General features: G+C 41.6%; 9 protein-coding genes. 6 read left to right on the top strand and 3 right to left on the bottom strand.

Annotated features, from left to right (window positions below; all coding sequences use genetic code 11):
• The first annotated feature begins 176 nt into the window (after window positions 1-176).
• The 6 genes from I6E11_RS04675 to I6E11_RS04650 all read left to right on the top strand — a co-directional run bounded on the left by I6E11_RS04675 (window position 177) and on the right by I6E11_RS04650 (window position 11112).
• Window positions 177-2528 carry a DUF4922 domain-containing protein gene (locus I6E11_RS04675; protein ID WP_235336671.1) on the top strand — a complete coding sequence of 784 codons (2352 nt, stop codon included), beginning with the start codon at window positions 177-179 and terminating at the stop codon, window positions 2526-2528.
• Entirely contained in the window at window positions 2510-3826 is a 1317-nt protein-coding gene (locus I6E11_RS04670; RefSeq protein ID WP_235336670.1) for a SpoIID/LytB domain-containing protein, read from the top strand. The genes I6E11_RS04675 and I6E11_RS04670 overlap by 19 nt, the downstream gene beginning before the upstream one ends.
• Window positions 3827-3887: 61 nt before the next feature.
• Window positions 3888-5162, top strand: coding sequence for an MFS transporter (locus tag I6E11_RS04665; RefSeq protein WP_235336669.1), 1275 nt, complete (start codon window positions 3888-3890; stop codon window positions 5160-5162).
• Between the two features lie 121 nt (window positions 5163-5283).
• Window positions 5284-6075 (top strand): hypothetical protein, encoded by a 792-nt coding sequence (locus tag I6E11_RS04660; protein ID WP_235336668.1) that lies wholly within the window; start codon window positions 5284-5286, stop codon window positions 6073-6075.
• 9 nt (window positions 6076-6084) lie between these two features.
• Entirely contained in the window at window positions 6085-10362 is a 4278-nt protein-coding gene (locus I6E11_RS04655) for an AAA domain-containing protein (protein WP_235336667.1), read from the top strand.
• 21 nt (window positions 10363-10383) lie between these two features.
• Window positions 10384-11112, top strand: coding sequence for an SDR family NAD(P)-dependent oxidoreductase (locus I6E11_RS04650; protein WP_235336665.1), 729 nt, complete (start codon window positions 10384-10386; stop codon window positions 11110-11112).
• Between the two features lies 1 nt (window position 11113).
• Here I6E11_RS04650 and I6E11_RS04645 read toward each other — a convergent pair whose 3' ends face one another.
• The 3 genes from I6E11_RS04645 to I6E11_RS04635 form a co-directional block, all read right to left on the bottom strand.
• On the bottom strand, window positions 11114-12481 hold the full coding sequence (locus tag I6E11_RS04645) for an MATE family efflux transporter (protein ID WP_235336663.1): 1368 nt from the start codon (window positions 12479-12481) through the stop codon (window positions 11114-11116).
• 191 nt (window positions 12482-12672) lie between these two features.
• Window positions 12673-14418 (bottom strand): phospho-sugar mutase, encoded by a 1746-nt coding sequence (locus I6E11_RS04640; protein ID WP_235336661.1) that lies wholly within the window; start codon window positions 14416-14418, stop codon window positions 12673-12675.
• Between the two features lie 277 nt (window positions 14419-14695).
• Window positions 14696-15625 carry a LysR substrate-binding domain-containing protein gene (locus I6E11_RS04635; RefSeq protein ID WP_235336659.1) on the bottom strand — a complete coding sequence of 310 codons (930 nt, stop codon included), beginning with the start codon at window positions 15623-15625 and terminating at the stop codon, window positions 14696-14698.
• Window positions 15626-15694 lie beyond the last annotated feature (69 nt).

Raw genomic sequence — 15694 nt, 5'->3', positions numbered from 1 at the left:
AGATACTTTTCAAAACGCGGGCAAGTTTAAGTCAAAACACGGGCAAATTTAGACTTGAACTTGCCCGCGTTTTATTTTAGATTTTCCGAAGATAAAAAAACGGACAGATGATGACAAATGCAACAGCTACTTTTATATCTTTGCATCCAACAGTAAAAACAAACAAAAGAACAATCATGAGCAAAGACATAACATTCTTTACCGTGTCCGGGGATGATAATATCAATGAACATATCATATCGGAATGTAATAGGGTGAATATTATAAACCTGACAGAGAGCAACAATATAAATTCGACGGATGGACTTATAAAGATTGCAAAACAGACAGAGACGGATTTTATATTACTCTACACAAAACCATTTCCACTTAGTTTAGGATATAAAGCCATAGAACGCATAGCAGACTATCTGATGCCGGAGAATGCAGGTATGGCTTATGCTGACCACTATATTATGAAGGAAGGAACGCGTATGCCCCACCCTGTCATCGACTATCAGACAGGAAGTGTGCGCGACGATTTTGACTTCGGTTCGCTGATAATGTTCAGAACTGACATTTTCAAAAAAGCAGCTGAAAGCTTAATGGAACAGAAGGAATATTCATTTTCCGGCCTTTACGCATTGAGACTTGCTGTTTCTAGAGTTGCAGAAATCGTTCATATAAGGGAATTTCTATACACCGAAGTGGAAGATGACCTGAGAAAATCCGGCGAAAAGCAGTTCGATTATGTCGACCCTCGTAATCGCAACGTGCAGATTGAACGCGAAGAAGCATTTACATATCACCTGAGGAAAATCGGTGCCTATCTTCCGCAAAGAAACAGACTGATAGATACAGAAGAAGGCGATTTTGTCAATGAGGCTTCGGTCATTATACCAGTAAGAAACAGAGTAAAGACAATTGACGATGCCATAAAGTCAGTCCTGGAGCAGGAAACGGATTTCAAATTCAACATTATAATAATAGACAATCATTCCACGGACGGCACAACAGAATGTATAGAAAAATATAGGGATAATGAAAATGTAATACACATAATTCCTGAACGTGACGATTTGGGAATAGGTGGATGCTGGAACGTAGGTATAGACCATCCTGAATGCGGACGATATGCTGTACAACTTGACAGCGACGACCTATACAGCAGTCCTCGCACACTGCAAACTATAGTAGACAAGTTCCGCACAGAAAAATGCGCAATGGTGATAGGTTCATACAGAATGACCAATTTCAGTCTGGAGACATTGCCTCCGGGAGTGATAGATCATAAGGAATGGACAGACGAGAACGGCCACAACAATGCTCTGCGCATTAACGGACTTGGTGCTCCGCGTGCTTTCTATACCCCCCTGCTGCGTGAAATAAGAGTGCCGAACACCAGCTATGGCGAAGATTATGCCCTTGGACTGGCATTTTCCAGAAATTACAAGATTGGAAGAATTTACGACGTGGTATATCTCTGCCGCCGCTGGGAAGGAAACTCTGATGCAGCTTTGAGTATTGAAAAAATAAACCAGAACAATTCGTACAAGGACAGCCTTCGTACTTTGGAAATAAAAAGAAGACTAGGATTGGCAGAAAAAGAAGCTGAAGGATTCATAGCTGCACAGTTCGAGAAATGGGAACTTTGCCGCAAGAACCATGAAGCACTGGAAAATATAAAAACAAGATGCTTCAATATCGATGGAAACAATATTAAGGTACAGTTCAATCCGGCTAGAGCAGTCTCCACACTGGCCAAAATCGACAAATCGTCCATTGATGCCCGCCCATGTTTCCTATGTTTGAAAAACAAGCCGGAGGAACAGGATTCAATTATGGTCGATGCAGGCATGGAGTTCAGCATCAGGATAAATCCATATCCTATTCTGCCTGGGCATCTCACTATATCTTCAGACGGGCATATTCCACAGACACTTGCCGACAAGATGGATATGCAACTGCCGGGAAAAATTCTTCAGAAAATAGAGGATTATTTCGGACATCGTTATGCCATATTCTATAATGGCGCAAAGTGTGGCGCTTCTGCTCCGGATCATTTTCACTTCCAGGCTGCAAGAAAGACCGACATTCCTTTTATTGCCCAATGGAATGAAATATTCAAATCGGCCATTATGGAAGAAACCGTCAAAATGAATGGAGGAGATGTATCTACCAGTTTCTCTGTAAATGGCTATGTGTGCCCAATAAAGGTTTTCACTTCTTTTTCCGGGAATATTGATACAAAATTAGTTGGAAGGTATCTTGCTTCTCTGACTACACATGACGGAGAAACAGAACCGCGATACAATATGTTTGCGTGGAGAGACGACAGTGGAATGTTTATTACTACATATTTCCCAAGAGAAGAACACAGACCATCATGCTATTTTGCAGAAGGTAAGGAACAGATTCTTGTAAGCCCCGGAGCACTGGATATGGCAGGACTTATAGTAACTCCACGAGAAGAAGATTTCCTGAAAATCACTGAAACAGACATAAAAAAAATTTACAAAGAGGTATCATTATGGAAAAGCCATATATAAATGTAGGTATAATCACTGGGAAAGAAATTTCATTCAGTCTGAACGGTAAATATGTCACACGGAACGGTGATGCACAGACAGGAATACTGAAGGCATCTATGGCTACGAACGGAAAGATTTTGCTTGGTTTGGAAGAAATGGAAAGCATTGAATTTATCCCTGAAGACAATAACTGTTCGTTCACACTTCATAACGTAACCATAGGTATCTCCTACCATTGGGAAAGACAAGAAGTACAGACTTTCATCGGCAGACTGAAACTTATTACGGACGGAAAAAATGTGATAGCCATAAACATAGTGCCCGTTGAAGACTATCTGGTCAGTGTGATTTCTTCAGAAATGAGTGCCACATCATCTGTGGAATTTCTGAAATCGCACGCAGTGATATCACGAAGCTGGCTTCTTGCACAAATAGAAAACAGGGATAAGAAAAGCGTACATAAATATTTACAAGAAAACATCATAAAGGATGAGAACTGTATTATCAGATGGTACGACCGTGAGGACCATACACTTTTCGATGTATGTGCCGACGACCACTGTCAGAGATATCAGGGAATAACAAGAGCCACAAACCTGTCTGTAGCAAAGGCTGTGAAAGAAACTGAAGGAATGGTACTTATGTACGGTAATGAAATATGCGATGCCAGATTTTCTAAATGCTGTGGAGGGGTATCGGAGACATTCGATACTTGCTGGGAAGACAAGGACTATCCATATCTGCAACCGGTTATTGACGATTCTGAAAACAATGAATTACCTGACCTTAGTATTGAAGAAAATGCTGAAAAATGGATACGCACCTCGCCGGATGCGTTCTGCAATACACATGACGAAAAGGTTCTGAAACAGATTCTGAATAACTATGATCAGGAAACTACCGACTTCTATCGTTGGCAAGTGAAATACTCGCAAAAGGAAATATCGGAACTCATTCACAGAAAAACAGGAATTGACTTTGGTGAGATAAAAGACCTTGTTACCATACAAAGGGGTAAATCCGGAAGAATTTCAAGACTGAAGATTGTTGGGACTAAACGTACAGTGATTATAGGTAAGGAACTGGAAATACGCCGTGCATTGTCAGAAAGTCATCTGTTTAGTTCTGCTTTTGTGGTAGACAAAACTGAAGCTTCAGACAGTGTTCAGTCAGACTTTGTCATTACCGGTGCCGGCTGGGGACACGGAGTTGGTTTATGCCAGATAGGTGCAGCTATGATGGGCGAAAAAGGCTATTCGTATGATAAAATTCTCTTACATTATTACAAGGATGCAGAGATTAGGAAAGTGTATTAGTCGTTAGTTGTTAGTTATTAGTTGTTAGACAATAAAGGTTACCTTTTGAGTTTAAAGGAATATGAATAAAATACTGAAAACACATTCACCGTGGGCATGGGTCCCTTCGCTATATTTTGCCGAAGGTCTACCCTACGTAGCTGTCATGATAATATCGCTAGTGATGTACAAGCGAATGGGAATTTCGAACACCGAAGTAGCTCTATACACCAGTTGGCTGAATCTTCCGTGGGTTATCAAGCCGCTATGGAGTCCATTCATTGACATCATAAAAACCAAACGCTACTGGATTACCTCAATGCAATTGCTGATAGGTGCAGGACTGGCAGGAATAGCTTTCACTATTCCTACAGATTCATTTCTGCAAACCACTCTAGCAATATTCTGGCTGATGGCATTCAGCTCCGCCACTCACGATATAGCAGCTGACGGATTCTATATGATAGGACTTTCGCAACACGAGCAGGCACTGTTTGTAGGAATAAGGAGTACCTTCTATCGTCTTGCCACAATAACCGGACAAGGCGGACTTATCATGCTTGCTGGTTATCTGGAAAGCAGCAGTGGAAATATCAGCCGAGCATGGAGCATTACTTTCTATATCCTGTCTGGACTGTTCATAGGCCTGTGGCTTTACCACAGATATATCCTACCCCGCCCATCATCAGACATAAAAATAAGTAACAGCAATTCAGAGGGTATTCTGTCGTCATTCATAGGTACATTCCGCTCGTTCTTCAAAAAGAAACAGGCAGTTACGGCTATCCTTTTCATGCTCCTTTACCGTCTGCCCGAAGCCCAACTGGCCAAAATGGGTATTCCATTCCTCCTTGACCCATTGGAAAAAGGCGGTATGGGAATGACTACAGAACAGATAGGTTTCACACAAGGCACCGTGGGAGTGATAGGACTCACTATAGGTGGTATTCTTGGAGGTATAGCTGTTTCACGTCACGGACTGAAAAAATGGCTCTGGCCTATGGTATGGGCTATATCACTGCCCGACATAGTTTATGTGTATCTTAGTTTCTTCCAGCACAGCAGTCTGGCGGTTATAAATTTATGTGTTTTCATCGAACAATTCGGTTATGGTTTTGGTTTTACAGCATATATGCTTTACATGATTTATTTCTCGCAGGGAGAAAGCAAAACTGCACATTACGCAATATGTACTGCATTCATGGCACTGGGTATGATGCTGCCTGGAATGATAGCCGGATGGCTGCAGGAAATGATGGGATACCGTATGTTCTTCATATGGATTATGGTATGTACGGCTGCCACATTCTGGGTAACCTCGCTACTGAAAATAGACAAGAGCTTCGGGAAAAAATGACATAAAGCGGAATTTTAGGACAAAACTTACTTGAATATTCACAGAAATTATTCATTACTAATTTTTAATTTCTCACATAAACATATATCTTTGCGATATATTAACAAAAAACCAAAGCAAAATGAAACGAAATTTACTATCTGCATTTACTACTATTATTAGTATATTATTTGTCACTTCATTGTCATCATGTGGTGAAAGCTACTCTCCAATCACACTTACAAGCAAAGACGGAGAAACCGTAGTTACAAATGGTGACACTGTCAGACTTACCAAATTCACTGACGGAGAACAATACAACATCAAGGGAGGAAACGGAAAATATTTTCCTGAAATAATAAACAAAAAGGATGTAGAAATATTCAAATACTCATACGATGGTAATCTTCTTTCTATCACGCCTGTCAGCGAAGGAAACTGCTACTTGAAAATAAGTGACAGTGAAGAAAATGAAAGCAGATTTGTAGTCCTTGTGGAAAAGAAAGACAGACACTACAAAGTTGAAAGTTTAAGTGCTACTGTAGAAGGTGATGACCTGACAGTGGGTACACAAAAAGAAATTTACAACCTTATAATTGCTGATTCTAAAATCAAGACAGGAGGAAAGTTTGAGTTCTTGTATACAAACTCCAATAATGGTATAGTAAAGATATTATCCTCTGAAGGTGAGCAATACACAAGTGGAAGCTTTATCGAGACAAAATCTTATAATCCGGGAAACGGAGAAGAAATATCATCATTCAAGATTACAATATCTGAAAGCAATGTTTTCACATTGTATCTTTCTGAAAAAAATATGACACTATCGGAAGATGTTACGGATAAGTATAAGGGACAAAAAACTGAATATAACAATTTAGAGAAGGCTTACCTGATATACAATTTAAGTGTTGTTCCTACAGAAAACGAATAAGCATAAAGAATGACAGACAAACCGGAACACATCGACATACAGTCTTTTGATTTTTTCCAAAGAATAGAAAAAATACATACTCAGCCCGCAGCGTCGCAAGACAATCTGCGGGCTAAGTATATTATGCTATATAAGGTTCTGCAACAGGCTTGCTACGAACTGACCACCGGAGTTACGGCATCATTCGCCAATATGTTCTCCAGGCTGGACTTCATCTGCAAGGAAAAGAGGATGACTCCTTCGGACAGATACGCCATACAGACAATGAGACGTAACTGTAACTCCGCTATGGGCGACAATTTCCATCCTGACATGAATGAGTATCTCTATGACCTCAGAGCTATAGTGAGATTCATATCATTAGGTTTCGAAGAAGATATACCGGCATCAATACTTCCACAAATACCTCACTCCAACCGTCCGTACAGCGGAACACGTCTTTCGCACATACCATATGTCAGAGCATCAGTAAACAGCTGGAACGAAAATCTGATTTTCGCATCTACCGACAGCGACGAGGACCCTATGATAGTAATCAACTATGCCAAAGGTGGATTCAACGGCGACATGCTGTATCTTTACGACTTATTGGAAGAAAACATGCAGATAAACCTGCTTAATGTAAAAGTTGATGAAGAAAATCACTATATACCGGAACTGATAATACTCCATCCGGATTTCCTTATAGACATCAGTTCGCTGGCTTCATGCTTCAGAGAATACGGTCATCATCCACTGAACTATTTCATGAGCCGCATAAAACCTAAGGCAAATACGCACCACATACTGATGGGTAACCTGGCAGGACTGTTCCTCGATGATTATATAAACGAAAGAAATACACAACCGGTAACATACGCAGGCAGTCTGAAGAAATTCTTCTCTGCGTCTGCTCTCGATTTCTGCACCTGCCCCATACCTGACAATTTCCATACAATGGCACAGGCGCAGATGATGAATATCCGCTCTTTCGTAAACGATATATTGCCGCACAGCATTCCTTCATTCGACAGGAACAAGGTTATGCTGGAAGCATCTTTTATATGCGAAAAACTTGGCTTGCAGGGACGTGTGGACTTGCTACAGAAAGACTTCAAGGTGCTGATAGAACAAAAAGCAGGCAAAAAGGATGAATACAACAAAAGACATAAGGAAGACCACTTCATACAGATGATGTTGTATCAGGGTGTTCTGATGTACAATTTCGGAAAAGCAACTGAGGATATGCAGACGTTTCTGCTTTATTCCAGATATACAGACGGACTTATAATAGAACACTTCACTAACAGTCTTTTCCGTGAGAGTATAAAGCTGAGAAACATGATAGTGTGCAATGAAATGGCTTTCAGCGAAGGAGCTATTTCGAAAGTAACTGAAGAGATTGACACAGACCTGTTGAACGAACTGCAGGTGCACAACAAACTATGGAATGACTATCAGGAGCCGGAATTGTATAAAACGATACAAACCCTGAAACATTGCTCACCACTTGAAAAGTCCTATTTCCAACGTTTCTTTACTTTCATATGTAAAGAATCGGTTTTGTCGCGCACAGGCGGAAATGATGATTCATCCAGAGGTTTTGCTTCAGTATGGAATACTCCATTAGCCGAGAAAATAGAAAACGGTAATATCCTTACTGGTCTGAAAATAAAGGACAAGCGTATGAGTTCTCCCAACAAAGGATATGACCTGATAAAACTCAACATACCAAAACAGGGTGAAGATTTCCTGCCAAACTTCAGAAAAGGAGATATAATAATATTCTATCCGTATACTGAAAAACCTGACGTGAGAGACGAAATCCTAATGAAAGGAAACATAACGGAAATAACTCCTGACAGCGTAACAATAATACTGAGAAACGGACAGCAGAACAAAGACATCATAGGTAGCGATGACGAAACCTTTGCTATCGAACATGATTCATCGGACGTTTCTGCATCGGCAGGAATTAGAGGGCTTTTCTCTTTCCTCTCTGCACGTACAGACAGAAAGGAACTTCTTTTAGGAAGCAGGGAAACGTCGTTCAATGAAGAAATAAAATTGAACGGCAGTTACGGACGTTTTGATGAAATAATCCTAAAGGAGAAACAGGCTGAGGATTATTTCCTTCTGGTAGGCCCTCCGGGTACGGGCAAGACTTCGTGCGCACTGAGGTTTATGGTGGAAGAAGCTCTTTCGGAGAAAAATACATCTCTGCTGCTATTATCGTACACTAACAGGGCTGTAGATGAGATTTGCAGTATGCTTGTAGACTCCGGAATAGCATCCGATACACCATTTATACGTATTGGGCATGAAATGTCATGCGACAGAAGGTTCGAACAGTTCCTGATGAAAAACCAACTGGAAGACTGTCCGAAACTGGCAGATATCAAAAAGAAGATTTCTGACACAAGAATATTCGTAGGAACCACTACAGCGATAAACAACAGGCTTAATCTGTTCGACATAAAGCACTTCGATATGGCCATAATAGACGAAGCCTCGCAGATTCTTGAACCGGACCTGATAGGAATACTCTCGGCTAGAAGTGGCAACAATAATGCCATTGACAAGTTCGTACTTATCGGCGATTATAAACAGCTGCCGGCCATAGCTCTTCAGAATGCCGAATCTGCAAAGATTACTGACCCTCTTCTGAACGTTATAGGACTGTACGATTGCAGAAACTCACTGTTCGAAAGACTATACAGACAGAGTGACGAAAAGGCAAAAAGTGTACTAAGAAAACAAGGAAGAATGCACCCTGCCATCGCTGAGTTTCCTAATACAACATTCTACAGCCGTGAATGTCTGGAGTGTGTACCTCTTCCTCATCAGGAAGAGAGTCTGCCGTATGCAAGTATTCCGGAAAATCCGGACATGATAGAAAGGCTTCTTATTTCGAGGAGAATGGTTTTCATCACTGCACCTACACCAGACAACATCTCTGCATCTTCGGACAAGGCCAACATAAACGAGGCAAGAATCATTGCAGCATTGCTGAAAAGAATTTACGGCCTTACAGAAAACTATTTCGATGCAGACAAAACTGTAGGTATCATTGTGCCTTACCGCAACCAGATAGCAATGATAAGAAAGGAGATTTCATCACTCGGAATTCCGGAACTGATGAACATCTCTATCGACACTGTAGAAAGATATCAGGGAAGCCAGAGGAACATTATCATTTATTCCTTCACGGTAAGAAATACCAGTCAGCTGAACTTCCTTACATCTAATACTTTCCGCGAAGATGATGCTATAATAGACCGCAAACTGAACGTAGCCATCACACGTGCCAGAAAGCAGATGATACTGACAGGTAATCCGCAGGTGCTTAGTGCAAGCATCACATTCTACAAGCTTATGGAATATATCCGCATGAACAACGGATTTATAGAGACAGACACTGAAGAGTTCTGTAAAGGTAACTTCAACATACCTTCGTATGACATAAAGTGGGAAACTGACAGCAAATCATATTCCATAAAACCGGATTTTGAGAAGGCTTTCAAGAATATTATAGAGAAACAATACTCAGAAAACGAAACTTTATCAAAAGTGGATACAGCCAGTGCTAAAGAGATGATTTCATATGGAAGAACGGATTTCACTTCTCTGCATGGACTCAAAGCCGATGAGTATACCCTACTTTTCAACTTACATGAGATGAGAAAACAATACTCGGCTGCAATGGCTATGTACGAGGATTGCGGGAACTGGCTGAGGGATGCCATACGCAATGTATCGGGCAGGGTGGTATTTTGCGATATATCATACGAATCTGCATCATCGGGTCTGGCATTCATTGATCTGTGCAAACAACTGAATCACACAGATATATATTACTTGGGAATATACCCTACAGAAGAGATGGGACATACAAGCGAAGAATTCCTTATCTCCGAAAGTTACAGACATGTGAAATGGAGTCTGCATCCACGCATCACGGCTGTAAGCGATGGGTTTTGGAAAGCACATTCCGTACTTCCTGAACTAGTGATTTTCAATATGTCGAACAATATGGGCAGTATATCTCCTATCGAAGCCAGGCACCTTGCCATGCACATAAACCAGTTGGTACATGCACGTCCTACCAACCATTACATCACCATATACAGGGATGATGCCGGTAACATGGCAAACAGAAATGCATATATGGCTTTCTGCAGTCACCTGAGCAGGGAATTTATCAGCCTGAACGAGCAGATGCCTATGATATCAAAATATTATCTCGGAAGAAACACCAATGCTCCTGATTACAAGGAGTTTATTTACGAAATCAAATCAAACAGATAAATAACAGCAATGACTAACAATATGAAACGCGCAGTAATTATGGGAGCCACTTCCGGATTAGGATATGAAGTGGCACGACTTCTGCTTACAGATGGTTGGAAGCTGGGACTGGCGGGCCGCAGAGAAGAAAACCTAAAACAGTTTAAGTCGGAATTTCCCGAACAGGTATACATAAAGGCTATAGACGTAAAGGACAGCAATGCCGACAAGGCACTCCTGTCTCTGATTGACGAACTCGGCGGCATGGATATGTATTTCCACAGTTCGGGCATAGGATATCAGAATGCCAAACTTGACGCTGATATAGAGCTGAATACGCTTGAAACAAACGGAACAGGATTTACCAGACTGGTAGGTACAGCATTCAGATATTTCAAGGAAAAAGGCAAGGGGCATATAGCGGTGATAAGTTCAATAGCCGGCACAAAGGGATTGGGAATAGCCCCTGCTTATTCAGCAACAAAGAGATTCCAAAACACATATATTGATGCACTTGAACAGCTTGCAGGAATGCAGAAACTGAATATCCGTTTCACAGACATACGTCCGGGATTCGTTGCTACAAGTTTGCTTAACGACGGAAAGAACTATCCTATGCTGATGAAAGCACCTTATGCTGCCAGACTGATAGTAAAAGCCGTAAAGAAGCATAAACGAGTAGCTGTCATAGACTGGAAATACAGTATTCTGGTATTCTTCTGGAGGCTGATACCACGATGCATCTGGAGGAGAATGAAAGTGAAAAACTAAATCAAGCGGTATGCAGAGCTTTCTCTTTCTCCACGATATGACATAATCTGCGATAAACATATCTGAATGCCGGAAGAAGGAAAGCCACGGCAAACATCCATGCCACAGGGTCGCCAAAGCAGACTGCCCAATATCCCCACATAGGGACAGCCACCACACTCACCAATACACGTGCTATCATCTCTGCCACTCCGGAAAGCATGGACAGTTGTGTATAGCCTGCTCCCTGAATGGTATATCTGAATATACAAACCATACCCAAAAAGATGAAGAATGAAGCCGATATATGCAGGAACAATGCTGTATCGGCTAATACTTCTGTTTCAGAAGCATCAACAAACAACATCGCTATCTCTTCAGAGAAATTCCACAAAACCAAGTTTACCATAACCACATAAGCTACAGTAAGCATCATGGCAGCCTTCACACCCTGCCAAATTCTCTCCGGTTTTCCAGCTCCATAGTTCTGTCCGCTGTATGTAGCCATCGCCATTCCAAGGCTTTCAAGCATACAGAGGAAGAACATCTTTATCCTCATGGCTGCCGTAAATGCTGCCACACACGCCGTACCCAAGGCATTGTTGGAACTCTGAAGCATTATACTGCCTATGGCCGTTATGGAGAACTGAAGTCCCATAGGTGCACCTATGTAGAGCAACTGTTTTGCCAGCTCCGGTCGGAAACGTCTATCAGTCGGTGCTGTCTTAAGAATATCGAACTTGCGGTACATATACTTATAGCACATCAGTGCCGATACTCCCTGCGAAACAACCGTAGCTATGGCAGCACCTGCTACGCCCCACCCCAACACGAGTATGCACACCAAATCGAGAACAATGTTCAGAACTGTAGATATTAGAAGAAACCAGAACGGCGTCTTGCTGTCGCCCAATGCACGTATAATACTTGAAAGAAGATTATAATAGAAAGTACACGGAATTCCGATAAATGTAACCAATAGATAAAGATACGCATCCTTCATGATATTTTCCGGTGTCTGCATCCATCTCAGGATATAAGCACAAAGCAAGCTCGTCACAATAGCTATTGCAACAGACATAACTCCCGCAAGTTTCAGACTGACAGATACAAACCTACGCATGGTGACATAATCGCGCGCACCGAATTTCTGAGCCACAGGAATACCGAAACCGCCGCAACAACCGTTGCAGAAACCAAGGATAAGAAACACGACAGACGTACTGGCACCGACAGAAGCCAATGCATTTATACCAAGAAACTTACCCACAATGGCAGCATCGACAAACGAATAAGTCTGCTGCAGCAGATTTCCCAATAAAAGCGGAACTGTGAAATTCAATATTAGGGGCAGAGGAGCCCCGGATGTCATCTCTTTAGACTTTGCCATATATCCTGTACTTTTTACCGGGATGCAAAGGTAATGTATTTTCCAAACTCATAGACTTATGATTATTACGATTTTAACAAAAAATAAACTGCACCGGACGATATCGTTTTTACAATTTACGTCCGATGCAGTTTGAATATTATTTGAAAAACGTTTGCAAAAGCATTTCAAAGCCTTTGCAAGGCACTTTATCAGATACCAAGAGATTTCTTGACAGCTTCAATCTTTTCTTCAGCGTCAGCACATGCTCCTGCATAACACTTAGGACAAGCCATTTCGCCCTTAATTTCCATATAGAACTTAATCTTAGGTTCTGTTCCTGAAGGACGTACAGAAATCTTAGTTCCGTCTTCTGTGAAGAACTGAAGCACGTTAGATGGTTCCGGCATATCGATGTCAGTTACATTACCGTTGCCGTCTGTAGCCTTAAGAGTCTTATAGTCCTTAACGAGAGCAACCTTAGAACCGCCAAGTTCCTTTGGAGGACATGCACGGAAGTTGTCCATCATAGCCTTGATTTCGTCAGCACCACTCTTACCCGGCTTAGTAACGTTTACAGTCACTTCCTTAGAGAAACCGTATTCTACATAGATTTCCATCAATACATCATACAATGTCTTGCCCTGATCCTTAGCCCAAGCACAGATTTCAGCAAGAAGAGTACAAGCTGAAACAGCATCTTTGTCGCGAACGAAATCTTCAGCAAGGAATCCGTAGCTTTCTTCACCACCACCGATGTACTGCTTGATACCTTCGTTCAGGCGGATCTGACGTGCAATCCATTTGAAACCTGTGTAGCAGTCGTACATTTCGATATTGTTCTTATCAGCCACAGCCTTGATAAGTTCAGTAGTAACGATAGTCTTTACAACGAATTCATTACCCTTCATCTTACCCATAGCGATACGGTTCTTGATAATATAGTACAAGAAAATCAAGCAAGTCTGGTTACCGTTGATAAGTACCCATTCGCCATCGCTGTTCTTGCAAGCCATACCCACACGGTCAGCATCAGGGTCAGAAGCCATAACGATATCAGCATCGATACTCTTCGCCAGGTTGATAGCAAGTGTAAGAGCCTCAGCATTTTCAGGGTTTGGAGAGATTACTGTTGGGAAATCGCCACTCTTAACCATCTGTTCAGGTACACAGTGAACATTTTCGAATCCCCACATCTTCAGAGCCTGAGGAATAAGCATCATACCTGTTCCGTGGATAGGAGTATAGACTATCTTGAGGTCTTTCTGACGTTTGATAACTTCAGGGTCGATAGAGATTGAGTGTACTTTTTCCAAATAGATATCATCTACATCCTTACCGATAATCTGGATGAGGTCTTTATTGCCTTCGAACTTGATGTCAGCAGCAGAAGCAATCTTATTCACTTCGTCGATGATACCTTTGTCGTGTGGAGCAAGAACCTGTGCACCATCATCCCAATATGCCTTGTAACCGTTGTATTCCTTTGGATTGTGTGAAGCAGTAAGGATGATACCACTCTGGCAGCCAAGGTGACGGATAGCGAACGACATTTCAGGAGTTGGACGCATATCGTCGAACAGATATACCTTGATACCGTTTGCCGAGAAAATGTTTGCAGAGATTTCAGCAAACAGACGGCTATTGTTACGGCAGTCGTGACCTACAACTACAGAAATATCTTTCTTGCCGGCAAAACATTTATTAAGATAGTTAGACAAACCCTGTGTAGCTGCACCAACAGTATAGATGTTCATACGGTTTGAACCAACCCCCATGATACCGCGCAAACCGCCTGTACCAAATTCAAGGTCTTTATAGAAAGCTTCAATCAAGTCTGTCTTGTCTTCGTTTTCAATCATACGTTTTACTTCAGCCTGAGTTTCAGCATCGTATGCCGGTGTCAACCATTTCTGAGCCTTCTCAATGCAAAGCTTAATTAATTCTTCGTTTCCCATGATTAGTTGTTATTAAAATGATTATTGATTATATGATTAATTATGCACAAAAATATAAAATGAAAACTAATTATCCTAATGTTTTGATATTAAAAGAGATTTCCATAAAAAAATTATCACATTAAAATATAGTAATCTCTCACGTTTCCAGCATTAATATTTAAAATGCCTTGACATAATTACCGTTACACGAACGTGTAACGAGAGTAACGCCAACGTGTGACGCATGTGACACGAACGTGTGACGCGTGTAACACGAACGTGTCACACCTATTTTCTACCGGAGTTTTATCTTATGTTTCCTGAGTCTTTCCTCCATCATATAGTCCGGAATAATGGATTTCAGTGTTTCCAGCACGGCATTTACGGCACGTTCCCTAATGAAATCGTCCTTAATAAGGATAGAAACACATCGTTGCGCAGGCGGGGTAACATTCAGATGTACAACATTTTCCTTCTGAGCATCGGACAGGAAAGGTATATGAAGTTCCGGAATAATGGTATATCCACCGTTCCGGTCCACTATCCTGACAAGAGTTTCTATGCTGCCTGCCTCATAAATATGATTTCCGATATCCTTGTTTTTGCAGAAATTCATTGCCCCGTTCGGTACGCAATGTCCTTCCTTCAGAATCCACATATGCTCGGCCGGCAGGCTGCCACTGGCAATAATCTTCTGTGCCTGACTGCAACCAGAGGAAAAGTATGCCACAAACTTTTCTATATATACAGGTATTTCAAATATCCCTTCCCGATCTTCCGGAAGAGTGGAAATAGCTATATCTATGTTTCCGAATTGAAGTTCGCGTACGAGGGAGGCATTTTCCTTTTCATCGATAAATAAATCCACATCTGGATGTGTATCACGGAAATGATGAATGAAGTCCGGAACAAGATACGGAGCTATAGTAGGTAGTATTCCTATCCTCAGACTGCCTTTCATAGTACCTGTTTCGTCCGAAACAAGTTCTTTTATCCTCTGCGATTCGTTAAGAGCTATCTGGGCCTGACGTATGATTTTCTCTCCAATGGCTGTCGGTGCAATATTCTTTCTGTCGCGACTGAATATCTTCACGTCCAGTTCCTCCTCAAGCTTCTGAATCATGGCACTCAGTGTGGGCTGTGTCACACCGCATGCCTCGGCAGCAAGTACGAAATGACGATACTTGTCGAGTGCCACAATATATTCCATCTGTTGTAAATTCATGGTTCAATAGATTTTGTCTATACAAAGATAGAAATTATCTGTTGTCGGTGTAGCGAAAGTGGCATACTT

Origin of the sequence: Bacteroides caecigallinarum (assembly GCF_021531075.1) — a bacterium.
GTDB classification, from domain to species: domain Bacteria; phylum Bacteroidota; class Bacteroidia; order Bacteroidales; family Bacteroidaceae; genus Phocaeicola; species Phocaeicola caecigallinarum_B.
The sequence above is the reverse complement of the archived record's forward strand: the minus strand, read 5'-3'. Positions and strand labels throughout refer to the sequence as shown.

What these genes read in the sequence shown, in the direction of transcription:
- I6E11_RS04675 (WP_235336671.1), top strand. Translation starts at nt 177, where the DNA reads ATGAGCAAAGACATAACATTCTTTACCGTGTCCGGGGATGATAATATC.
- I6E11_RS04665 (WP_235336669.1), top strand. Translation starts at nt 3,888, where the DNA reads ATGAATAAAATACTGAAAACACATTCACCGTGGGCATGGGTCCCTTCG.
- I6E11_RS04645 (WP_235336663.1), bottom strand. Translation starts at nt 12,481, where the DNA reads ATGGCAAAGTCTAAAGAGATGACATCCGGGGCTCCTCTGCCCCTAATA.
- I6E11_RS04670 (WP_235336670.1), top strand. Translation starts at nt 2,510, where the DNA reads ATGGAAAAGCCATATATAAATGTAGGTATAATCACTGGGAAAGAAATT.
- I6E11_RS04655 (WP_235336667.1), top strand. Translation starts at nt 6,085, where the DNA reads ATGACAGACAAACCGGAACACATCGACATACAGTCTTTTGATTTTTTC.
- I6E11_RS04635 (WP_235336659.1), bottom strand. Translation starts at nt 15,625, where the DNA reads ATGAATTTACAACAGATGGAATATATTGTGGCACTCGACAAGTATCGT.
- I6E11_RS04660 (WP_235336668.1), top strand. Translation starts at nt 5,284, where the DNA reads ATGAAACGAAATTTACTATCTGCATTTACTACTATTATTAGTATATTA.
- I6E11_RS04650 (WP_235336665.1), top strand. Translation starts at nt 10,384, where the DNA reads ATGAAACGCGCAGTAATTATGGGAGCCACTTCCGGATTAGGATATGAA.
- I6E11_RS04640 (WP_235336661.1), bottom strand. Translation starts at nt 14,418, where the DNA reads ATGGGAAACGAAGAATTAATTAAGCTTTGCATTGAGAAGGCTCAGAAA.